At 43.9% G+C, this 21552-nt stretch carries 19 protein-coding genes and 2 other annotated features (1 of these 21 only partly in view); of the genes, 9 read left to right on the top strand and 10 right to left on the bottom strand.

The window, feature by feature from the left end:
* Positions 1–8: 8 nt before the first annotated feature.
* The 3 genes from IGK61_RS06460 to IGK61_RS06470 all read right to left on the bottom strand — a co-directional run bounded on the left by IGK61_RS06460 (position 9) and on the right by IGK61_RS06470 (position 2960).
* Positions 9–1073 carry an ABC transporter permease gene (locus IGK61_RS06460; protein ID WP_074535654.1) on the bottom strand — a complete coding sequence of 355 codons (1065 nt, stop codon included), beginning with the start codon at positions 1071–1073 and terminating at the stop codon, positions 9–11.
* A 314-nt stretch (positions 1074–1387) separates the two neighbouring features.
* Entirely contained in the window at positions 1388–2047 is a 660-nt protein-coding gene (locus tag IGK61_RS06465) for an HD domain-containing protein (RefSeq protein ID WP_010747954.1), read from the bottom strand.
* Positions 2037–2960 (bottom strand): dihydrodipicolinate synthase family protein, encoded by a 924-nt coding sequence (locus tag IGK61_RS06470; RefSeq protein WP_074535655.1) that lies wholly within the window; start codon positions 2958–2960, stop codon positions 2037–2039. Before IGK61_RS06470 ends, IGK61_RS06465 begins: the two co-directional genes overlap by 11 nt.
* 336 nt (positions 2961–3296) lie before the next feature.
* On the opposite strand from IGK61_RS06470, the gene IGK61_RS06475 reads away from it, so the two are divergent.
* The 3 genes from IGK61_RS06475 to IGK61_RS06485 are packed head-to-tail and all read left to right on the top strand — an operon-like array spanning position 3297 to position 7509.
* The gene (locus tag IGK61_RS06475; RefSeq protein WP_074535656.1) at positions 3297–5129 is read left to right on the top strand and encodes a beta-glucoside-specific PTS transporter subunit IIABC; all 1833 of its coding nucleotides are present in this window, start codon (positions 3297–3299) and stop codon (positions 5127–5129) included.
* A 47-nt stretch (positions 5130–5176) separates the two neighbouring features.
* On the top strand, positions 5177–6640 hold the full coding sequence (locus IGK61_RS06480; protein WP_015509472.1) for a glycoside hydrolase family 1 protein: 1464 nt from the start codon (positions 5177–5179) through the stop codon (positions 6638–6640).
* A 20-nt stretch (positions 6641–6660) separates the two neighbouring features.
* Positions 6661–7509: a PRD domain-containing protein gene (locus IGK61_RS06485; protein WP_010747958.1), complete on the top strand. Its 849-nt coding sequence runs from the start codon at positions 6661–6663 to the stop codon at positions 7507–7509.
* A 65-nt stretch (positions 7510–7574) separates the two neighbouring features.
* On the opposite strand, the gene IGK61_RS06490 is transcribed toward IGK61_RS06485, so the two are convergent.
* Positions 7575–7979, bottom strand: coding sequence for an HIT family protein (locus tag IGK61_RS06490; RefSeq protein ID WP_438844771.1), 405 nt, complete (start codon positions 7977–7979; stop codon positions 7575–7577).
* A gap of 171 nt (positions 7980–8150) precedes the next feature.
* Here IGK61_RS06490 and IGK61_RS06495 point away from each other — a divergent pair, with 171 nt between their 5' ends.
* The 4 genes from IGK61_RS06495 (at position 8151) to IGK61_RS06510 (ending at position 11023) form a co-directional block, all read left to right on the top strand.
* Positions 8151–9131, top strand: a complete 981-nt coding sequence (locus tag IGK61_RS06495; protein WP_005225721.1) for an aldo/keto reductase — start codon at positions 8151–8153, stop codon at positions 9129–9131.
* A 75-nt stretch (positions 9132–9206) separates the two neighbouring features.
* A complete protein-coding gene (locus tag IGK61_RS06500; RefSeq protein ID WP_074535658.1) occupies positions 9207–9614 on the top strand; it encodes a MerR family transcriptional regulator in 408 nt (135 codons plus the stop codon).
* Positions 9615–9674: 60 nt separating this feature from the next.
* Entirely contained in the window at positions 9675–10235 is a 561-nt protein-coding gene (locus IGK61_RS06505) for an NAD(P)H-binding protein (RefSeq protein ID WP_074535659.1), read from the top strand.
* A gap of 164 nt (positions 10236–10399) precedes the next feature.
* Positions 10400–11023, top strand: a complete 624-nt coding sequence (locus IGK61_RS06510) for a YitT family protein (RefSeq protein WP_016610336.1) — start codon at positions 10400–10402, stop codon at positions 11021–11023.
* Between the two features lie 102 nt (positions 11024–11125).
* Here the strand turns inward: IGK61_RS06510 and IGK61_RS06515 are convergent, their stop codons facing one another.
* From IGK61_RS06515 to IGK61_RS06530, 4 genes are read right to left on the bottom strand one after another with little or no spacing between them, the layout of a single operon-like run.
* Entirely contained in the window at positions 11126–11890 is a 765-nt protein-coding gene (locus IGK61_RS06515) for an ABC transporter permease subunit (RefSeq protein WP_074535660.1), read from the bottom strand.
* Positions 11887–12798, bottom strand: coding sequence for an ATP-binding cassette domain-containing protein (locus tag IGK61_RS06520; RefSeq protein ID WP_438844772.1), 912 nt, complete (start codon positions 12796–12798; stop codon positions 11887–11889). The genes IGK61_RS06515 and IGK61_RS06520 overlap by 4 nt, the downstream gene beginning before the upstream one ends.
* On the bottom strand, positions 12795–13022 hold the full coding sequence (locus IGK61_RS06525) for a PLD nuclease N-terminal domain-containing protein (protein ID WP_010747962.1): 228 nt from the start codon (positions 13020–13022) through the stop codon (positions 12795–12797). Before IGK61_RS06525 ends, IGK61_RS06520 begins: the two co-directional genes overlap by 4 nt.
* Positions 13015–14205, bottom strand: coding sequence for a helix-turn-helix domain-containing protein (locus IGK61_RS06530; protein ID WP_074535662.1), 1191 nt, complete (start codon positions 14203–14205; stop codon positions 13015–13017). Before IGK61_RS06530 ends, IGK61_RS06525 begins: the two co-directional genes overlap by 8 nt.
* Positions 14206–14375: 170 nt before the next feature.
* Here IGK61_RS06530 and IGK61_RS06535 point away from each other — a divergent pair, with 170 nt between their 5' ends.
* Positions 14376–15527 (top strand): glycerate kinase family protein, encoded by a 1152-nt coding sequence (locus IGK61_RS06535; protein WP_074535755.1) that lies wholly within the window; start codon positions 14376–14378, stop codon positions 15525–15527.
* A 74-nt stretch (positions 15528–15601) separates the two neighbouring features.
* Here the strand turns inward: IGK61_RS06535 and IGK61_RS06540 are convergent, their stop codons facing one another.
* Entirely contained in the window at positions 15602–15940 is a 339-nt protein-coding gene (locus IGK61_RS06540; RefSeq protein ID WP_074535663.1) for a RidA family protein, read from the bottom strand.
* A 269-nt stretch (positions 15941–16209) separates the two neighbouring features.
* Between IGK61_RS06540 and IGK61_RS06545 the strand changes: the two genes are divergently transcribed.
* On the top strand, positions 16210–18774 hold the full coding sequence (locus IGK61_RS06545; RefSeq protein ID WP_438844773.1) for an HAD-IC family P-type ATPase: 2565 nt from the start codon (positions 16210–16212) through the stop codon (positions 18772–18774).
* 16 nt (positions 18775–18790) lie between these two features.
* Here IGK61_RS06545 and IGK61_RS06550 read toward each other — a convergent pair whose 3' ends face one another.
* Positions 18791–20242 (bottom strand): helix-turn-helix domain-containing protein, encoded by a 1452-nt coding sequence (locus IGK61_RS06550; protein ID WP_074535665.1) that lies wholly within the window; start codon positions 20240–20242, stop codon positions 18791–18793.
* An 862-nt stretch (positions 20243–21104) separates the two neighbouring features.
* Positions 21105–21317, top strand: a binding site (T-box leader).
* 66 nt (positions 21318–21383) lie between these two features.
* Positions 21384–21552, top strand: a binding site (T-box leader); it runs 78 nt beyond the window's last position.

Consider the following 21552-nt stretch of genomic DNA (forward strand, 5'->3'; position numbering starts at 1 on the left):
TTTTCCTCCTATCCGATTGCTTTCAATGGGTCGATTTTTACAATCGTTCGCACCGAGAAGAAAGCACCTAGCATCGCGATCAGAATCATCATGATACTGATACTAGCAAAGAATAATAGATTGATTTGGAATGGCACTGCCGCAGGTAACACGAGGGCGGTACCGATCGTTGCCAAACCACCGATCAAAACACCCGAGGTTGCCAATAAGAACGTTTGGGCGATCACCGAAAAAGCAATGTAGCGGCTAGAGATCCCTTGAGCTTTCATGACACCAAAAATTTCTGATTTTTGCATCGTTAGCACATAGATGAAAATTCCGATAACGATGGCAGCGATCACGATCAAGAACCCGATCATAAAGCCAAAGGTCAGCACTTGCGCGTTGTAACCAGGCAATTCATTAATAAATTTGCTGATATCCGTAGCGACCAGATCATCTGGCACTTCTTTGATTTTGCCACGAGTCACGATCGCGTTGATACGGGCATTTTCAGAATCATCTTCTTTTTCAAAACGAATTTCTTGATAGGCACCGATCGAGGTGTAGAGGACCGGAGCGACACTGAAGCGGGCGTTATCTGTAAAACCGACGATTTTTAATTTTTTGTCACTGCCTGCTAATTTGATGGTGTCACCAATGGAAATCCCGTATTCTTCCTCAATACTGCTGTCGGCGACCGCTTCATCATCTGACGCAAACATCTCGCCATCGGTAATATTGGGTGCTAAAAATTGATCTGGATCAATGCCGAAAAAGGTGACATCGACTTTTTCACCGTTGTCTTCTTTGGTCACAACTCCAGCGGTTTGCGCCAAAACTGCTTTTTCTGGTGCATCGACTTCATCATAAAGACTGCGAGGAAGCATCGACATGTTTAAATTATCATTTGCTTCTTCGGTCAACAAAATTTGATCTGCCTCCCATTTGTCGACCGCCATCCGATTATCTTGAGCCAACCCATAAGCTAACCCAGTTAAAAAAAAGACCAAATAGGCGATTAAAAACATGACCCCTGTGACTAGGGCGTAACGCAATTTGGAATGGCGTATTTCATTGATTGCCAAAAACATAACGATTCCTCCTAATATTTTATCACTTGATAAAATAAAAATACCATTTTTTTTATTTTCAGCAAACTATCTTGCTTACAAAGAGTAAATTCGGTGAAGAAAGGAAGGTTATTTAGAAGGGGTGTCTGTTGATTGAAGAAAACCACTTGCTGCCCTTTGATTTGAATAGGCGCGTAGGAGCAGCGAAGGGGCGGGGGATTTTAGTGGAGAAAGAACGTTTAGAATAACAGTAAAAGCCCTCTGATTCAGTGCAGGCACAACTGCGGCGCTGAATCAGAGGGTTCCTATTTGAAGTTTGGTGCTGGATCAAAGTGTCAATCGTCAGTTTCTTTGCTTGTAGCGATAACTAACGGCACGATTTTTTCAAAGGAGTGACGGAAGCTTTCAGGTTGTGCTAATTTTTGATAGATGATCGCCAAACCGTCTTGGTTTTTGCGATAATCCAACCAAACCTTCAGCTTACTTTGAGGACCGTATTTCTTTGAAATGTACTGATACGCTTCATGATGCAATTGTTCTAAATCTGTCAGCTGCTTTTTCTCATAAGCAAAAAGCAAGGTACGCTTGAGGATTCGCTCAAAATCTAAGTCGCGATCGGCTTCGGAAATAATTTTGCCATAAAGCGAGCGAGGCTCATAGGGCAGCGAGGCGCGATGATCTTCTACAGCTTCGCCGATCATTGAAATGACTGGAGGAGAGAAAAAGCGTGGCAACACAGCATCTTGTTCAACGATCTTGCGGGAATTGCTTTCGTGGTTTTTGCGGCCATAGAGCAAGCCGATATCATGGTAGGCAGCTACCGTATAGACGATATTCAGGTCAACGGGCAATGTTTCAGCAATTTCAAAACTATTTTGGATCACTTGGTGGACGTGCGCTGGGGAGTGACTGCTATCCAATTGGTTGTATTGCGGGATGATGGAGCTTTCAATATAGTGCTTTAGTTGTGGATCAATCGGTGCATCAATCTTCATTTGTCTGGTTCTCCTGCCTTTCATGTGCTAGATGAGGGGGAATTGAGCCAGTGCCAAACCGATCAATTGTTTCTAGACCTAGCGGCTGACGACAAAAGCCAAAGGGCTGTCCATCAATGGTGATTTGCTGCTTGAGCCACGGAAGGTAACTGATGGTATTGGTTGGATCGCCAGCAGCTGCTTGTTCCATATTCTGCCATTCATTCGACGTAGAAATCGTTGCATCACCTTTCAATAAGCCCTGCCAAATCACCTGGATCTCCTTGGGACAAAGGTTTCCTGCCATTGATGACAGCCCGTTAAACCCTAGTGCGACCTTTTCCGCCAAGTCCGCTTCACCACCAGCATAAAAGCGAAAATCGGCAGCCGTCTTTGTTTTTAGTTGAGGCACTCGCTCCTTCCTGCCAGCTTCTTTTAAGCCGATCACCCGAGGGTCAGCGATCAAGGTCAAGATACTTTCTGCAGATAAATCAAAGCCCGTGCGGCGGGGATTGTTGTATAAAATAACTGGTTTTTCGCAAGTATGGATCAATCCCTGAGCATAGAGCACAGCTTCCTTTTGGGTCAGGCAAAGATAAGGGGGAAAGCCTAAAACCACACCATCGATTCGGGGATTTTTGCTAATTGCTTCTGCCAACGCGAGCGTTTCATGAAATACGATGCCAGCTAAACCGAAGAGGACTTCGAAATCGGCTGCCCAGCTGGTTTCTTGCGCTAAGGCATGTAGAAGCTGCTTTTTTTCTGTTAAGGTCAATGAGTGCTGTTCACCGGTGGAGCCGCACACCAAAACCGATTTGATCCCTTGCTTTTGCAGTTGCAAGATATGAGCGATCGTCCTTTTCGTGTCAAGTCTTTCTGCATGATCAAATGCTGTTGGGACGGCGACATGCAGTGAGTGATTCAATGAAGTCATCCGATTCATCCTTTCTTGTGATACGTTTAGCCAGCGATATTCTTCTTGCTTCTGGTGCAAGCCAAGGAAGACGAAACAACTGATTATCCACTAAGTGTAGCAAACTTCTCGTTTCAGCAAAAGGCTTAGCAAAATATTTTTCAAACGGTGGTTGCGTTTTCAAATAAAGCATGGTATTATGCAAGTAATAAAACAGGCATGTGACTGGTAATGCAGGCAGGACCTATAAAAAACATGGAAGGGATCGTTGGATTCCGTTCAATGTTTTTGTAGGTGCTGCCTGCTTTTTTCTTTGTTTGGCCAACAAAGGAAAACTAATTAAAGGAGAAGAAAATTATGAATGTAAAAGAAACGGCAACTGCCATCGTTGAGTTGATTGGCGGAAAAGAAAATATCGCACATTTGGAACATTGCTCCACACGCTTGCGCTTTACCTTAAAAGACAATAGCCTCGTACAAAAAGATGCCTTGGAAAAAGTCGATGGCGTGATTGGGGTGCGACAAAATGTCCAATGCCAAGTCATCATCGGCAATGATGTCGTCGAAGTGTATGATGAGGTTATGAACGTGTTAGGTCATGAGCTAACAGCGGATGGAGGAAGTGAAGGCAAACAAAAACAATCGTGGGGTGCGGTCCTGCTTGATTTTATTATCTCGATTTTTCAACCGTTGATTCCAGCGGTCGCTGGTGGGGGCGTCTTGAAATCCTTACTGTTACTTGCTTCTGTCACTGGATTGATGGACAATACGAGCCAGACGTATCAAATTTTGAATCTGATCGGTGGCGCACCATTGTATTTCTTACCGATTTTAGTGGCGATCACCACGGCAAATAAATTAAAGGTCAACCAATTGGTGGCGGTTTCCGCTGTCGGTGCCTTGATTTTGCCTGAACTAACGACACTATTGACAGATGGCGCAGCGTTCATGGGCTTCGGTTTACAAAATATCGCCTATGCGTCACAAGTATTTCCAGCAATTTTAACGGTTTTATTTTACGCTCAAATTGAAAAGCTATTTACCCGAATCTCACCAAAACCGATCCGTATCTTCTTTGTTCCGATGATGAGCTTAGTTATTACGGTTCCAGTTGCTTTATTGATTTTAGGCCCATTAGGCTTTGAAGTCGGAACGATTTTTTCAGCAGCGATCATTTGGCTGTATGCCCATTTAGGTTGGGTGGCAACAGGGATTTTAGCCGCTGTTTTACCATTGATGGTGGTTACTGGTATGCACAAAGCCATGATTCCCTATGCTGTTTCGTCCATGAGTGAGATGGGGGCAGAGCTGTTATACTTGCCTGCCTCATTGGCACATAACATTGCAGAAGCTGGTGCTTGTTTTGCGGTGAGTGTTCGGACCAAAGACCAAAAACTTCGTTCAACCGCTGCTTCTGCAGGCATCTCCGCCCTTTTTGGCATCACCGAGCCTGCTTTGTATGGGGTGACGATCCTGCATAAACGAGTGCTTTACGGCGTGATGGCTTCCAGCCTAGTTGGTGGAGCGGTGGCTGGTTTGTTTGCCATCAAGGCCTTCGCATTAGTTGGCCCTGGTCTAGCAAGTATCACTATGTTCGTGGATGAAGCCAACCCGATGAATCTTGTGTGGGCATTGGTCACGTTAGGGGTATCCTTTGCTGTTTCTTTTGTCCTTGTCCTTTTCTTATTCAAAGACAAAGTGGTAGAAAATAAGACGACTGTTGCCGATTCCAAAGCCGAAGTATTGAGCAAACCAGTAGATGGGCAAGTGGTAGCTTTATCTGAAGTCAACGATGAAGTCTTTTCAAGCGGTATGATCGGAGAAGGGTTCGGGATCATTCCGACGTCTGGCGAATTGATCGCACCAGAAGATGGCGAGATCACGATGTTGTTTGAAACCAACCATGCGATCGGGTTAAAAACCCGTAATGGCGCAGAATTGCTCTTTCATATCGGCTTGGATACCGTTCAACTAGAAGGCAAACACTTTACCCCTTACGTAAAAGCGGGGGATCAAGTGAAACAAGGGCAACCGCTGATCCAATTCGATCTAGATGCCATCAAAGCAGCTGGTTTTGATCCAATCGTGATCTGTGTGGTCACCAATCAAGAAAACTTTACGGTCAAAACGATCGAATCAACCGATGAGCAAAGCGACCAAGGTGTCCTATCGATCGCACCGCTCGTCTGAACAAATGAGCAATGCAACAAAAACAATGTAAAAAGGGGATTGAAAAAATGACTGAAACAACTTTTCCAAAGGACTTCTTATGGGGTGGCGCTATCGCCGCAAATCAAGTAGAAGGAGGTTGGAATCTTGGCGGCAAAGGCTTGTCGGTGGCGGATGTGGCGACCTACAAACCTCATGTCGATAACAAAGATTATGCGGCGCACATGAGCGTGACCGTAGAAGCCGTCAAAGAAGCGATGGCAGATCCAACAGATACCATCTATCCAAAACGGCGAGGAATCGATTTCTATCACCGCTATCCAGAAGATTTGGCTTTGTTTGCGGAGATGGGCTTTAAAGTGTTGCGATTGTCGATTGCGTGGACCCGTTTGTTCCCAACCGGGGAAGAAACGACACCCAATCAAGAAGGGATCGCTTTTTACCGCAATGTCTTTCAAGAAATGCAGCGCTTGGGGATCAAACCGATCGTAACGTTGTCTCACTATGAAATGCCGCTAGCCCTTAGCTTGAAGTACAATGGCTGGGTGGAACGTAAAGTAATCGATGACTTTGTCCGCTTTGCAACCGTCTGTTTCGAAGAATTTGGGGAGTATGTGGAATATTGGCTGACCTTTAACGAAATCGACAGTATCCATCGTCATCCCTTTACAACAGCAGGCATCATTCCAGAACAATCAGAAGCAGGCAAAGAAGAGCAAGAGGTGTATCAAGCGCTCCATCACCAATTTGTTGCCAGCTCATTAGTGACCAAAATCGCTCATGAGAAAAACCCAAACAATAAAGTTGGCTGTATGTTAACGAAACTAATGACGTATCCATTGACTTGTGACCCATTGGATGTTGAATTGACCTTAAAGAAAAACTTGGAAAATGATTTTTATGCGGACGTTCAAGTCAAAGGGGCTTATCCGCGAATGATTGAAAAAGATCTGGAAAAACGCGGGATCAAGATTGAAATGGCACCAGAAGACCGCCAAATCTTGAAAGATCACACCGTTGATTTTCTTTCCTTTAGTTATTATATGTCTATGGCCGAATCAGGTGATCCAAATGCCGAACGGACACCGGGCAATACGGTTTTAGGGGTAAAAAATCCCAAGCTGCCATCAACTGAATGGGGCTGGCAGATCGATCCTAAAGGCTTGAAAATCTCCTTGCTTTCATTGTATGATCGGTATCAAGTGCCATTAATGATCGTTGAAAATGGTATGGGCGCCGTGGATGTCCTTGAAGACGGCCAAGTGCATGATCCGTATCGGGTCGATTATTTCAAGGCACACTTCAAACAAATGAAGGAAGCCATCGATGAAGGGGTCGATTTGATTGGTTATACTTCTTGGGCACCGATCGATCTGGTCAGTGCGGGTACGTCACAAGTGACGAAACGCTACGGCTTCATTTATGTGGATGCCGATGATGAAGGAAACGGGAGTTATGACCGTTTGAAAAAAGATTCCTTCGATTGGTACAAAGAAGTGATCGCTACCAATGGCGCAAGTTTGGCAGAATAAACAGTGAGGAGCGAGAGTGCATGATTTACATCAAGAAAGTCTTAAATTCAAGTGTCGTACTTGTTGATAAGGAAGGCCAGGAAATGATTGCACTTGGGAAGGGGATCGGCTATGGAAAGAAAGTCGGCGACAGCATAGCCGATACCCAGATCGATCAAGTTTTTCTGCCAATCGATGAAAAAAAATCGGGTCAGTTTGCCGATTTAGTGGATGAGATTCCGTTGTACTATTTTGAAATGACCAAAGAAATCGTTCAGCTGGCGCAAAAAATGCTGCCGTATCCGCTAAATTCAACGATTTACCTTACCTTATCGGATCACTTGCACTTTGCTGTGGAACGTCAGCAAAAAGGCTTGAGTGTGACGAATCGGCTCTATTGGGAAATCAAGAATTACTATACAGAGGAATTTCGAGCCGCCGAACAGGCACTGCGCTTGTTGAAAGAGAAGTATCAGATTGAGCTGCCAGAAGAAGAAGCCTCCAATATCGCGTTTCATTTGATCAATGCCCAGTCGAACACCGAGGAAAATCAAGATGGGTTGAAAAAGGCCAAATTGATCGGGTTGATCGTCAATATGGTGCGCTACTCGATCCAGCAAGACGTCAACACCAATTCGATCCATTACAATCGCTTTATCACCCACGTGCGTTTCTTCGTTGACCGATTCTTTTTGGATGGTCTGCTGCAAGAAGAAGATGAAGGACTATACCGTCAAATGTGGGCTCTTTATCCGAATGCTATGGAGATTGCGACAAAAGTCAAAGCCTATATCGATAAAGAATACCAAACGAAGATCCCTGTCAATGAAATCGTCTATCTAGGCGTTCATATCAATCGATTGATGAATCATTCAGCGATCAATTCCTAAGCGTCCTCATTTTAACAAACATAATCAAGCCGTTTTCCTTTGCTGGAGAAACGGCTTGTTTGTGTTTAGTAGGCTTGCTTGTTAGGAATCACGCCTCGAACGCCACCTTTTGGCCGCTCCACGTCGCCTTGGTAGCGTGGGATCAAATGACAATGGCAATGAAAGACCGTCTGTCCAGCAGCCTCCCCGCAATTGAAGCCGATGTTGAAGCCGTCTGGTCGATAGGTTTCCAATAAATAAGCTTTGCCTTCCTGCAACAAAGCCTGCAAGTCTTGTAATTCCTCTTGGGTGAGAGCAAAATAATCCCTGCGATGCGCTTTGGGGATCACTAGCAAGTGTCCAGGGGTGACGGGGTACTTATCAGGGATCGCATAAAAGCGTTCGTTTTCAATGATCGCATGTTTTGAGGCAGTACAAAAAATACAAGTCAAAATTTTCCGCTCCTTTTTTTCAGCTAAAAAGCGTATCAATATCTGATCTTAGTGTACCAAAAGCTGATTTGAAATGAAACGCACGACAAAAAGCATGTCCTTTTGAGTCAATTGACAGTAAAATAAAAAAAAGTTTATAGATTCGCTTGACTTAGAGTGCACTTCAACCTGTATGCTTAGTGTAACTTAAAAAAACAGGAGGACGTAAAAATGGACTATGTAAAATTTGGCAATACAGGACTTGATGTGTCACCTTTGTGTTTAGGGACAATGGGATTTGGCGATCCCAACAGCGGGTTTCATGAGTGGGTGTTAGAAGAAGACGACAGTCGTGAAGTCATCAAAAAAGCCTTGGATCTGGGCATCAACTTTTTTGATACGGCAAATGTCTATTCTTATGGAGCGAGCGAAGAAATCGTCGGTCGAGCATTGAACGATTTTGCGCCCCGGGATGAGATCGTGGTTGCCACAAAACTATATTCTAAAATGAAACAGCGACCTAACAGTGGAGGCTTATCCCGAAAAGCGATTTTTTATCAAGTCGAACAAAGCTTAAAACGCCTGCAAATGGACTACATTGATTTGTATATCATCCATCGTTGGGATTACCACACGCCAATTGAAGAAACCATGAAGGCATTACATGATTTGGTAGTTTCTGGAAAAGTACGCTATATCGGCGCATCTGCGATGTACGCTTGGCAATTTGCCAAAGCACAAGCAGTCGCCGAAAAAAATGGCTGGACCAAATTTGTTTCGATGCAAAATCACTTGAACTTGCTTTATCGAGAAGAAGAGCGGGAAATGATGCCCTTGTGTGCCGATCAAAAAATTGCCGTGACGCCATATAGCCCATTGGCTGCTGGACGGTTAACAAGAGATTGGGGTGCAGAGACTAAACGGTACTTAACGGATAAAACCGCCAATCAAAAGTACGACAAAACGATGGAACAAGACCGAGAGATCGTGGCGCGGGTCGCACAGATCGCTGACAAACACCAAAGCAAACGGGCGCAAATCGCCTTGGCATGGTTATTACAAAAAGAACAAGTGGTCGCACCAATTATCGGCGCAACAAAAGAAAGCCATTTATTAGATGCATTACCTGCCCTTGATCTAAAGCTGACTGCCGAAGAGATTGCGTATTTGGAAGAGCCTTACTTGCCTCATGCAGTGGTAGGAGCGGAATAACGAGTAACAAAAGGGCTTCTGGCTCGTAGCATACAAAACGATCTAGGAAAAAACGCAAAACAAGGAAGTGAAGCCATGAATATCAAAAAAGTCAGTGAACTGAGCGGTGTCTCAGCTGATACCATCCGTTATTATGAAAAAATTGGGCTGATCCCGGCAGTCAAACGCAACAAAAATGGCGTTCGTGAATTCGATGAAGATGATTTAAAATGGATCACCTTTACCAGACAAATGCGCAACGCTGGACTATCGATTGATGGGCTAAGTCATTACCTGGCTTTATTTGAAGAAGGGCGAGGGACGGTTCCTGAGCGCAAGCAGCTGTTAGCCGAACAAATTGCAGTTTTGCGGGAGAAAATCTCAGATATGACGGAAGCTGTTGAACGTTTAGAATACAAATTGGAACATTACGACGAGCATGTTCTGCCGACTGAAGAACGACTGCGTCAACGCAAAGCCAATCTCATCAACCAGACTTTATGACAAGCCATTTTTTCTACTCAAAGAACGAGGCTTGAATTTTTCAAAAATGAAAGGGAGCTTATGAAACGACTTGCGATTTTAGGTGCTGCTGGCACGATCGGTCAGCGATCACGGCAAATACTTTTGGAAAGAACCAATCGACCACTCGTACTCTATGCCCGCCGTGCAACGGAGCGTTTGCAACAGGTTGATGCTGCGCGTGAGACGATCATTGATGGTGACTTTCTCGATTTAGGACGACTCGTTCGAGCATTGCAAGGTTGCCAGTCGGTTTTTTTGACGGATATCCATGATCCGCGGGCAACGCTGCGGGTGATCGAGGCGATGAAATTAGCAGAGGTCAGCCAATTGATCAGTGTCGCACCAGAAAGAAACCTTTGTCATCCAGAGGCATTAAAGCAATTGGTGTCCGCAACTGATCTTTCCCTTTCCCCGAAAAAGCATCAGCTGCTCTTGCAGCAAAAAAATCGCTTAATGTCCTACCAATTGATTGTAGGCTCAGAGTTGGCTGTTCGCTTTGTTCATTTGCCATCAATGGAAGAATGCACGGTACAGCCAGGGGGATGGCAAGAAGCAGTCGCAGAAGAAATGCTTGCGATGTATCACTCCTATACAGCCTAAAGCCTGTGCATTTGTGATGAAAACCAACATGCTTTCTTGAAGTTCAGAATCATTTTTTTCATGTTTTCATGAAAAAAATGGTTCTTTCTTTTGAGCTTTTTTTGATAGAATAGACAGAAGCTTTTATCCATTAAATTAGTTGCCAGATTGAAAGGAGAACGTTGATGGAATCACTTATCAAAAAAAATCTTGCTTTATTGCTTGGGGTGCTGTGGATCTGCATCGCATTAAACTTTTTCCTTTTGCCTCACAGTATTGCTTCTGCTGGTGTCGGGTCGATCGGCTACCTGATCGAAACCGGCTGGTCGATCAATCGTCATATCGTTGTCTGGGGGATTAATTTATTGATGCTGGCGTTGGCATTTTTGCTTTTAAAGCGAGAGGTCTTTGTCAATACGGTTATCGGTAGTCTGGCATTTCCCGTTCTTCTGGCGCTTTTACCAGAGATCATGCTCTTGCGTTTTTATTCTGTTTCCTTGATTTTAGGTAGTTTCTTCTTTAGCTTCGGTATTTTTTCACTTTATAAAATCGGTGCTTCCAATGGTGGGGTCACGATTCCGCCGCTGATTTTGGAAAAATACTATGGCATTCGAAAGTCTAGTGGTGTCTTCTTAACCAATCTGATCATCATCTTGTTGAATCTCCTGATTTTTTCTTGGCAAGAAGCCCTCATTTCCGCTTTCTCTATCTATTTGATTGCCTTTTTCATGCGCTTCTTTATGCGGATCGAGCAAAAAACACAGGCAAAAAAAGCAGTGAACGTTCAAGAAACAGCAGAACTAGAATAAACTAGCAGAAGCAAACCATCGGTGCAACAGGTAGTGACCCCCAAGAGTTAGACGAAACGTCTACCTACAGGAGGTCAGTACAACATTTGCACCGATGGTTTTTTAATAGTTTCTTTTTCTCAAAACAGCAATAGCCCCCGCTAGGCAGCTGATGATCAATAAGCAACTCAGCAGCAGCGCTGGCATCAGTTCTCCTAGTTTGATTTGGTTGGTTAAGTAGTTAGGAAATTGGCTAGAAAGAGAATAAGGGTTCCAATTTGTTAATTGGCTCCACAAACTACCTAACAGTCCGATCAGATAACAAGCGCCAATAAACAACAGTCCTTGATAGATACTTTTAGCAAAGCTGGAACCTAGCAGCAGGATGCTGATCGCTAATAAACCAAACAGCCAATAGTTGAACAATGCGCTAGGGACTTGGGCAGCGCTGGAGTCATCGAAATAAATCATCGTATAAAAAGCACTGACACTGGCACTTAGGAGGTAACTCAAAGACCACAGAATCGTTAAATAGCCAGCTTTGGCACAGACGATCGTCGTTTTCGGTAATCCTTTCGTAATCAGCTGAATAAAGGTCCCTTGGGCTATTTCGGCAGAGAGCGTATCGGTAAAAAGAACTACAAATACCAACAGACCAATCGTTCCAATATTGTTGTAAAACTGCAGCCATGCATCGATCGCAGTCGGATCAGCGATCGTGATCTCAATCGATTCTGGCATCATGCTGGCCATCAAATCGGGCATGATTTTCGCGGTAAAGGGAGAGAGCATACCAATCAGCGCAAACAGAATCAAACAAATCAGCAGTTTTTTGCTGCGAAGACCACCGAGAAATTCTTTCTTTAAGAAAACAAGAAACACCTTCATTTGATCACCTCCAAATAAATCGCCTCTAAAGTCGGTTCGATCCGTTGAAAGGATTCAGGTACTATCTGTAGTTCATTGAGCAATCGCAGCAACTGCTTTCCAACATTCGTGTCGGCAGTTTCGTCGATCAGTAATTGATTGTTCTTTCTTTCTGCCGCAATGCCGTGGGATGCTAACAGATTGGCAAATTTCGAATGGTCACCTTCGTTGGTAAAGACGATCCCAAAGGCGGTTTTTCGATAATGTTTTTTTAAGGAATCCATCGGTTCAAACGCCTGGATCTGGCCTTTGTGCAAAATCGCAATGTAATCTGACAGCTGCTCGACATCTGCGAGAATATGGGATGAAAAAAGAACTGTCGTTTCTTCTTTGATTTTAGCCAATACATCAAGAAAGGCCTTGCGACCTAAAGGATCGAGTGCAGAGGTCGGCTCATCACAAATCAAGATAGCTGGTCGGTTGATCAATGCTTGAGCTAATCCAAGACGCTGCTTCATGCCTCGAGAAAAGCCAGCGATTTTTTGTTTCGAAGCTTCCAGGCCTACCAACGCTAAGACTTCCATCACCCGCTGAGGCTGAAAAGGTTCTTGATTGGGCTGGATCTTTCCGCAAAAAGTCAAATATTCTACAGCTGTCATAAACGAGTAAAACTGCGGTACATCTGGTAAATAGCCGATCCAGCGATTGGTCTTGGCTGAGCCGAATTGCACCACTTCGCCGCAAACGGTGATTTCGCCTTCATCAATGGGGAGCAATCCTAAAATTGCCTTCATGGTCGTTGTTTTGCCAGCACCATTTTCCCCGACAAACCCCACAACGCTGCCCTTTGGAACCGAAAAGGTTAGGTCTTGCAGCACTTGTTTGCGCCCAAAACGCTTGGATAAATGGTTAATCTCGATCATCTTCATTGTTGGTCCTCTTTTCCGAAAGCAAAATAAAGGATAGGACCGATCAGGCTAACAAAACAGGCGATGAAAAGCCAAAGAATACGGGAGCCAAATTTAAACTGTTCTTGTTTTAAAATATCGCGAACCGCCAAGATGATCAGGACCAATTGCAAAACAATCAAGGGGATCAGTACGGGCAAATAATCAGACATATTTTCTGGTATATTTAGTGAAACACTATTCATGTGAAGCCCTCCTTTGTGGCTCATTTTCTTGTTCGGACAGTTTTTGCAGCTGCTGAAATAATTCTTCAAATAGTGGTTGCTTCAGATAAGGTTCAAATAATGGTGTGAACTGCGCGATTTCGAGAAATTGTTTTTTGACATTGTCTGAGTTCCGCGGGATCTGACTGCCTAATTCTAATTCGCTGATCCACTCATCGATGCTGTTGAAATAATCGTCTCCTTTCAAAACGATTTCCTCAGGCGTGTCTGCTAGTGTTTTGACATACAGCGTTAATGCTTGCAGCAATAAGCTTTCTTTTCCTAAAGCGGCAAAAGAAACCATTCCAGCGGCTAGAAAATTTAGTAAAGAGAGGGGATGCAGCTGGGCCAGTTGGAAGCTCTCGCTGAGTGCCAGCCCACGTGCAAAGGTTTTTTCCAGTTGCTCCTCGTCTTGTGTGAGCATTGCCAAATAATTTGTCAGTAAGCTCATAAAAAGAATCAAGTATTGGTAAATCGCACTTTGCGTCACAATCTCAGCTTGTTGCAACTGATTTTTTTGCTGAAATGCGGCGGCAATTAACGGTTCCCTAGGTAAAAAAGAGAGAGTTTTCGTGCCAAGGATCGCCAAAACCTCATCGGGTTTGTTTCTCATCAGCAGACAATAGGCTTCGATTTGTTGCGCTTGTTGTGCCAACGCATTGTCACCATGCGCAATGATCCGTTGATAAAGGATTTCTGCTTCTTTCAAATAGGTAGTTTTCTTCGCTTCCATCAAGGCTTCTTCAGAGGGGTGCCCTTCTGTGCTATCTGCTACAGGGACATCTGGCAAAAGATCCCAATGATTTAAGTAAAAGGAGCCCATCTGTAACAAGAACGGGTAACAAGAGTAATACCGTTTGGTAAAACTTTGTGCCAGCGCGAGGACTTCGCTTGGTGTTTTTGTTTGAAAGGCGTCTTTTAGTAATTGATAGATGCGTTGGATCTCTTTAGGGGATAGCTGCGAGTCCAAAATTAATAATTCATCGACGCTGCAATCAAAATACGCGGCTAATAAGGGCAGCGAGGTGATATCTGGATAAGACTGTCCCGTTTCCCATTTCGAAACGGATGCTTTGGACACATTCATAAACACTGCTAATTCTTGCTGGGTAATACCTCGTTGTTTTCTTCTCCGAGCGATTTCCTCGCCAATTGGTAAGTCCATAGTGCACCTCCGATAGGTTTGTTTGGTATACTTCTATCATAAGAGGATAAGAGATGACTTACAATGGATTGCTAGTTAATTTTTGGTTGATTTAATTAACTAAAAGTTGATTATAAGGCGAAGTATTCCAATCTTTGGGAAAGAGATGATCGTAAATGAGAGGTAGAAAATTGAAAGTTGTAGCAGCGATCGATTCCTTCAAAGGAAGTGCCACTTCCGCAGAACTAAATCAAGCGGTCTTAAGCGGGTTTTCAGACCAGTGGGAAACACGCAGTATCCCAATCGCTGATGGGGGAGAAGGGTCAATGGCAGCAGTCATTGCTGCGCTGGGAGGCAATTACGAAACGGTTTCAGTGACCGCTCCATTAGGCGGTAAGTTGCAAGCCCGTATGTTGGTCACAAAAATCAAGGAAGAAAAAATTGCCCTGATTGAATCTGCAGAAGTGATTGGGTTGCAACTCGTGGAACCTAGTGACGAGACCACCCGCAATAGCTCTTCTTTTGGTTTAGGCCAAATGGTCTTAGCAGCTTGCAGGCAAGGTGTGAAAAAAATTTACCTGACCCTTGGCGGTAGCGGCACTTCTGATGGGGGTGTAGGCTTTTTACTTGCGCTAGGAGCAACCATTCAAAGAAACGAGCGGATGGAAAACAATCCTTTGCTGCAAGCAGAATCTCTGGCGCTCAGCCAGTTGAACCCTCTGCTTGCACAAATTGACCTACTTGCATTAGCCGATGTAACGAATCCCTATTTTGGCAATCAGGGATTTGCGCAGGTTTTTGGTCCGCAAAAAGGGGCATCCCAAGAAACGATCCAGCAGTTGGATCAGCAGGCAAAGCGTTTGGCTGAGCACATCAAGCGGACCACGGGGATCGATCTGGAAGTCCCTGGTGCTGGTGCGGCAGGTGGGCTTGGTGGTGCTGTTCGTTTGGCAGGTGGTCAATTGGTTCCAGGATTTGCGACGATCGCTTCATTGGTTGGGTTTGAGGAAAAAATCAAAGGAGCAGATTTGTTGATCACGGGTGAAGGACGCATCGATGGGCAAACCGCTGGGGGAAAAGTACCCTATGGCGTCGCGTTGCTCGCCCACAAATATCAGGTCCCAGTTGTTGCCATCTGCGGCTCCCGAAGCGACGATCTAGGAAAACTATCGCAACTACTATCTGCCGTCTTTTGTATCCAGCAAGGTCCGATTTCGTTGACAGAAGCGATGGAGAAAAAGCGGACCTTAGTGAATGCTCAACAGACTGCTCAAGCCATCGCTGGTTTTGTGGAACAGTGGCAAAAAAAGACTGAATCAGACGCTTCAAATAGGACTGAATAAGAAGATAACACCAAAAAAACTTCGTATTGGCTACTGCCTTTTGTACGAAGTTTTTTTGGTGTTTCTCTCTGTGCTTAAGCCAAGGTAGCTTGTGCTTCAATCTCTACTTTAAATTCAGGGGCAACCAAGCCGGCAACAATTACGAGACTCATGGCTGGTTTGTTTTCTGCCAAAATAGTTGTAAACGCCGTACGGACAGCAGCTAAGTAGGCAGCATCTGTTAAAAAGACGGTCATTTTGACCACTGATGACCAAGTCAACTGATTGGCTGATAGTAGCTGTTCGATCTTTTTCAAAACGATGGTTGTTTGCTCTTGCGGGTCCTCAGGTGTGGCTCCGTCTTGCGACGGCGTTTGACCAGAAATGAAAAGAAAAGGTCCTTGAGCGATTTTTGTATCGGTATAGATTGCCATTTATTTGGCTCCTTTCTTCTATCTTACCTTTGGATGATGGGGACAGATAGCAATTGATTGGGTGTGTCTTAGTTTACTTGATTCCACCTGCAAAAACAATCAACAAACGTTTTCTGTTGGTTTTGTGAAACCACGGGACGAAGCCGCCCTTCCCCTTTAATAAAAACACTCATTTTTTTCAGGCTCCACTGAAATTATCGCCAGAATTTTATGGTTTTAATGTCTTATACTATGTTCAGATCAAATAAATAAACAAGGAGGAAAAAAATATGAATTGGTACAAAAACACAACAGAAGAACTATTACATACGTTGCAAACAACACGGCAGGGCCTTTCCTCCGAAGAACGCAACCAGCGTTTAGCAAAGCAAGGTGAAAATAAAATTAGTGAGGCAGCGCAGATCCCTACATGGAAGAAAGTCGGCAAGCATTTTACAGACTTACTGATGTTGGTCTTAATCGTCGCAGCCGTCTTAAAAGGGGTTTCGGGTGATTATATCGAAAGCGGCATTATTATGGCGGTCGTCGTCATCAATGGATTAGTCGGCTACTGGCAAGAGCGTAAAGCCCAAGAGTCACTGGATGGGTTGAAGCAATTCATGGGGCAAGAAGCAACAATTTATGTTCATGGCCGCAAGAAGAAAATTGCTGTTTCTTCCTTAGTAAACGGAGATTTAGTCGTTTTAGGACCAGGAGATGTCGTACCAGCAGATATGCGCTTGATCGAAACCCATGATCTTGTGATTGAAGAGTCTATCTTAACTGGCGAATCTGAGCCTGTTCAAAAAATGACCGAGCCTATTACTCAAGAAAGTACGATTGGTGACCAGCGGAACATGGCGTTTTCTGGTACCCATGTAGAAAGCGGAACTGCCAGCGGGATCGTCGTTGAAACAGGCGACGATACGCAAATCGGCCAGATCAATCAAGCGATTCAGTCTGTGAAAGCGCAAGAAACCCCGTTGATCAAAAAAATGAAGCAATTGAATCACCAAATCTTTAAAGGCATTATCGGATTAGTGGTTTTCTTGATCTTCTTTACTACCTTCCGCTACGGCTTTGATCTTGATCTCTTGTTCTCATCAGGTATCGCCTTAGTGGTAGCGATGATTCCTGAGGGCTTGCCAGCCGTGCTGACCATGATTTTATCGATGGGTGTCAAGGAAATGTCTGAGGAGCAAGCAATCATCAAAACGATGCCATCAGTAGAGACACTAGGTGCCATGACGGTGATTTGTTCAGACAAAACAGGAACCTTGACCAAAAATGAAATGACGGTCGTCGATGTCTTAGTTGAGTCAAACGTGGATAAAGCAACGGTGCTTGATATCATGGCAAATTGTCAAGATTTGAAGCAAGACGAAGGACAAAAGGCGGCTGAACTCGTTGGAAATCCAACCGAAAAAGCCTTGTTACAATACGCAGAATCAGCGCAGCAACCATTGCGTAAAACAGTCGATAAAATTCCTTTTAGTTCCTCTTACAAGTACATGGCAACACGCCATCAAAATCAAGAAGAGCCGAATGCCTCGGTAGTGTTTGTCAAAGGTGCGCCCGAAGTGTTGCTTGAGAAAAGCCAACTGACTTCAGATCAAAAGCAATGGTGGTTAGATGAAAGTGCAAAATTAGCAGCGAAAGGGCAGCGGCTGATCGGCTTTGCGCATCTGACGCTGTCGGCACAGGAGTCCTTGTCCCACGAAGGGCTAACCAATTTAACCTTTGTCGGGATCGCTGGTATCATTGATCCTCCGAAAGACAGTGCCATCAAAGCGGTAAAAGAGTGCTTGCAAGCGGGCATCCAAGTCAAAATGATCACAGGAGACCATGGCAAGACCGCTCAAGCCATCGGCAAGCAAATTGGCTTGAAGCACACGAATCACGTGTTGGAAGGGTTAGAAATCGATCTGCTGTCGGAGGAAGAGTTGCAGCAAGCCGTCCAAAAGACAGATATCTTTGCTCGAACGACCCCAGAGCATAAATTACGGATCGTTAGTGCCTTGCAGGCGAATGAAGAGATCGTCGGAATGACCGGTGATGGCGTCAACGATGCACCAGCGCTGAAAAAAGCCGATATTGGGATCGCTATGGGGATCAAGGGCAGTGAAGTAACCAAGCAAGCAGCCGATATGGTTTTGGCAGACGATAATTTTCATACGATCGCCAATGCCGTCCGAGTGGGTCGTCGAATCTACGATAATTTGAAGAAAACCATCAACTTCTTCTTACCAACTGCGGTTGCCCAAGGATTGATCGTTATTGCGGCACTCTTGTTGAACCGACCACTGCCACTAACACCTGTCCAAATTTTATGGGTAAATATGGTGACAACCATCACGCTTTCTTACGCACTCGGTTTTGAAAAGGCAAGTGCGGATGTCATGAATCGACCACCACGGCAAATCAAAGAAGGTATCTTATCTTGGTACAGTCTGTTCCGCATCTTCTACGTCTCGCTGTTGATCATGATTCCTTCCTACGTCTTAGCGATTCAGTTTGAAGGAACGGTCCTTCAGCAAAGCATGCTACTGCAAAGTATCGTCTTTGCTCAAGCAGTCTACTTGTTGAACTGTCGGGAGCTGGTCAAGCCAGCCTTGAATCGCCAACTCTTTGCCAATAAAGCACTCTTAGTCTCCCTGGCACTGCTGATCGTATTGCAGGCAGCGATTTTCCTAACCCCTCTTGGGCACCAGCTTTTAGGGATCGGTTCTTTGACCTTGATGCAGCAGTTGAGTATCGCTGCTAACGGCGCACTCCTTTTCGCAGTCGTCGAAGGTGAGAAATTTATTACAAACAAGCTGCAAGGACGGCAAAAAGCCGCCCCAGTGAAACAATAAAGGCAGCTTGATGATTCTAGTGATAACTTAAATAATAGGTTTGGATGAGCTCAGTCACTTGATTGAGCTCATTTTTCGTTGGTACCATCGATAAGTAAAAAACTGGAACAGATACTTCCTCTAAAGGGAAATTTGAGAGAATAAAATCAACCTCGATTTTCGCCAACGCTTCTAGTTGACCAGGCTCGATCGCCGATAAAAGGATGCGGGCACCGAGGAAGTCATTCAATTCTTGCAGGAGATAAGCTTTCCAGGCAGGCTCACCTTGGAAAACAAAATATCCTTTTGCGCGAATGGGATTGATTTGTAAAATCGCTTGTTGGATCAGTAAGGTGGTGGTTGACCATAATGGAAAACTCATTTCCGATTGACTGGCTGTTTGCTCTTCTAAAAAGTCATGGATCGTCGCTTCGATCGATAGCGAATAGGGTTGATTTAACCGTTGGATCTCGTGAAATTCTAGCCCGAACAATTCTGAGAGCTTGGCTGACTCTTGCGATTTGATCAAAAGCAACAGTAGATTCTCAATCAGTTGTGTATCACTAGCTAAAGACAACTGCAACAAGCGGTCTAGTTTTCCAACAAAATGGGTCGTTTTCTGATAAATAGTTTGGTAGGATTCAAGGGTTGCTTGGATCGTTGCGGACCAGTCGTTATTGTAGTTCCAACTTTCTAAGAAGCAGTAGAAGCTAAAGAAGTGTTCGCTGCGTTCTAAATAAACGCCTTCTTTTTGATACAGCTGGCTTAATGGCTGTTGGAAAAGGCTATAAAGGGGATCGTCCCCTTGAAATTCAAAGGAATCGATACGGCAATTGGCTTTGATGCGAATCGTATTGATAAAAAACCAGCAGGTACCGTAGATTTGTTCCACTTCGATCTGCAGCTTGGCTTTTGCTAAGCGATCCAAGAAATGAAAATAGTGGGACTCATGAATCGTATATTCCTCAAAAAAGTAATTATTATGGGTGTATGGCAGTAACAGGCGATGAAAAAAAACACGGATGTTGATCTCACTTCCTTCAAAGCGGATCATGCGATTGGTGATCCGAATCCGCAACGAAAAATCAGTGAGACTTTTGTTTAATTTTGTCACATGTCGTCGCAAGGTCTCATAGGATGTCCCTGTTTGGCTAAGAATATCTTGCGTACGGAGTTCGCTGGAAAAAAGCAATGCTTTCATCAAAGAAACACCGATCGATTGAGGGAAAAACGTTTCCCAGAGCTGACTCATCAACAATGGCCCATCATGGGTCAGAGCAAAGCCACTACTGGCAGCTTCGATCTGCCAACCATCAGGCAATTGTTGGCGAATATAGGTTAGATCGGAAAAAACGGTTCGCTCCGTCGTATCGATCAATTTTGCTAGTTGCTTGGCAGTGATCATTTTGTGATTCGCCAGTTGTTCCAAGAGAAGGATCTGACGTAATAAATCCTTCTCCGTAATGATTTTTTTCATCATCCCATCCATGACAAAAACTTCCTTTCCGAGTCTTGAAGGTCAAAAGAGTCACATTGACTGTTTTGATGAAAGACAACTCTTTCGTGTTCTTTCTAATTTTATACGAAAAAGGCAAGTTTTGCTATTTCCAATTCACTGGATGATGTTTTTTTTATTAAAAAAGATGGGATCGGCAACCTTCTGAGTAACTGTCTAAAGGAATGCGTTTGTTTTATGTGTTTTAACGGTTAGAGGTCTATCATGTGTTCGTATTTCTTCATTCGCAAATACATAGAATAACTTTCTTTCGACAATTTTATTTTTGAGGAAAAAAGACTCTTTTTGCGAGAGGCGTAGAGTTTTCGATGGAGCGCAGAATTGATGATCCATTCAATTTCTGCTTGTTCTTCCTCGGATAATTCGACTTTTTTCTCATTGGATCGAATGAGAGAGTAAGTAAATTCTAAGCAGCTCATTTTATAAATAAAGGTGGAAAAATATAATTTGTCTATGTGCATTTAATCACCCTTTCTTACATTCGGTTCAATCATATAGAAGAATATTTCAAATAACAACTTTGTTTTTTCATGATGTTATGAAAATTTTGGATAAATGTCGATTTTTTGGCAAAATTATAGCAAAGTTTTCACTCTTTGATCTTCACGCAAGGGTTATAAAAAAACAAATATTATTTAAATAGAGTGGCAGCTATAATAAAGTACGCTGAAAGAAGTGAAGGAGATTTTTGTCCTAAAGAATGTCTTTTTATTTTGGTTAAGGCAACCCATTGTAGGTTGTTTTCTTGTATTGTCAAAAGGAGTCAAAAAAATAAAATTCGCTTTTTTCTGTTGACAGATCTGCAAAAGCCACGTAATATAGCTACCAATAACTAGTAAAGACCAAACAAAAGAGAAGTATGAGGACGTTCGTCTTGCAGAGAGCTGATGGTGGTGTAAATCAGCAGATTGACGCTTCAGAAATGGACTTTTGTGTCGAAAGGCTGAAATCAGTAGGCTTTTTTCGGGATCTCCCGTTACAGAGAACGATCGTTGATAGACGATCTAGAGAACCAATTGAGGTGGCACCGTGAGTAATCGCCCTCATGCAGACGAGTTTGTTTGCATGAGGGCTTTTTTGTTTTTCTTGCCCTTCAACCAATAGAAAAATAAACGTAAAATCAAACTAAGAGAAGTACTTGAGTCTTTTTTGGTTACAGAAAGTCGGCGGTGATGAGAGTCCGATACCAAGAAATCAAGGAAATGGCCTTAGTCGATCATTTTTTGAACCCTTTTTTGGCAGTAGGAAAATGCGGGAACTCCCGTTATAGAGGAAGACCGTTG

Origin of the sequence: Enterococcus sp. AZ063, from assembly GCF_051715045.1 — a bacterium.
Lineage (GTDB): Bacteria > Bacillota > Bacilli > Lactobacillales > Enterococcaceae > Enterococcus_D > Enterococcus_D casseliflavus.

What these genes read in the sequence shown, in the direction of transcription:
- IGK61_RS06465 (WP_010747954.1), bottom strand. Translation starts at nt 2,047, where the DNA reads ATGAAGATTGATGCACCGATTGATCCACAACTAAAGCACTATATTGAA.
- IGK61_RS06485 (WP_010747958.1), top strand. Translation starts at nt 6,661, where the DNA reads ATGATTTACATCAAGAAAGTCTTAAATTCAAGTGTCGTACTTGTTGAT.
- IGK61_RS06470 (WP_074535655.1), bottom strand. Translation starts at nt 2,960, where the DNA reads ATGACTTCATTGAATCACTCACTGCATGTCGCCGTCCCAACAGCATTT.
- IGK61_RS06480 (WP_015509472.1), top strand. Translation starts at nt 5,177, where the DNA reads ATGACTGAAACAACTTTTCCAAAGGACTTCTTATGGGGTGGCGCTATC.
- IGK61_RS06495 (WP_005225721.1), top strand. Translation starts at nt 8,151, where the DNA reads ATGGACTATGTAAAATTTGGCAATACAGGACTTGATGTGTCACCTTTG.
- IGK61_RS06505 (WP_074535659.1), top strand. Translation starts at nt 9,675, where the DNA reads ATGAAACGACTTGCGATTTTAGGTGCTGCTGGCACGATCGGTCAGCGA.
- IGK61_RS06545 (WP_438844773.1), top strand. Translation starts at nt 16,210, where the DNA reads ATGAATTGGTACAAAAACACAACAGAAGAACTATTACATACGTTGCAA.
- IGK61_RS06525 (WP_010747962.1), bottom strand. Translation starts at nt 13,022, where the DNA reads ATGAATAGTGTTTCACTAAATATACCAGAAAATATGTCTGATTATTTG.
- IGK61_RS06540 (WP_074535663.1), bottom strand. Translation starts at nt 15,940, where the DNA reads ATGGCAATCTATACCGATACAAAAATCGCTCAAGGACCTTTTCTTTTC.
- IGK61_RS06460 (WP_074535654.1), bottom strand. Translation starts at nt 1,073, where the DNA reads ATGTTTTTGGCAATCAATGAAATACGCCATTCCAAATTGCGTTACGCC.
- IGK61_RS06475 (WP_074535656.1), top strand. Translation starts at nt 3,297, where the DNA reads ATGAATGTAAAAGAAACGGCAACTGCCATCGTTGAGTTGATTGGCGGA.
- IGK61_RS06530 (WP_074535662.1), bottom strand. Translation starts at nt 14,205, where the DNA reads ATGGACTTACCAATTGGCGAGGAAATCGCTCGGAGAAGAAAACAACGA.
- IGK61_RS06500 (WP_074535658.1), top strand. Translation starts at nt 9,207, where the DNA reads ATGAATATCAAAAAAGTCAGTGAACTGAGCGGTGTCTCAGCTGATACC.
- IGK61_RS06550 (WP_074535665.1), bottom strand. Translation starts at nt 20,242, where the DNA reads ATGGATGGGATGATGAAAAAAATCATTACGGAGAAGGATTTATTACGT.
- IGK61_RS06515 (WP_074535660.1), bottom strand. Translation starts at nt 11,890, where the DNA reads ATGAAGGTGTTTCTTGTTTTCTTAAAGAAAGAATTTCTCGGTGGTCTT.
- IGK61_RS06520 (WP_438844772.1), bottom strand. Translation starts at nt 12,798, where the DNA reads ATGAAGATGATCGAGATTAACCATTTATCCAAGCGTTTTGGGCGCAAA.
- IGK61_RS06510 (WP_016610336.1), top strand. Translation starts at nt 10,400, where the DNA reads ATGGAATCACTTATCAAAAAAAATCTTGCTTTATTGCTTGGGGTGCTG.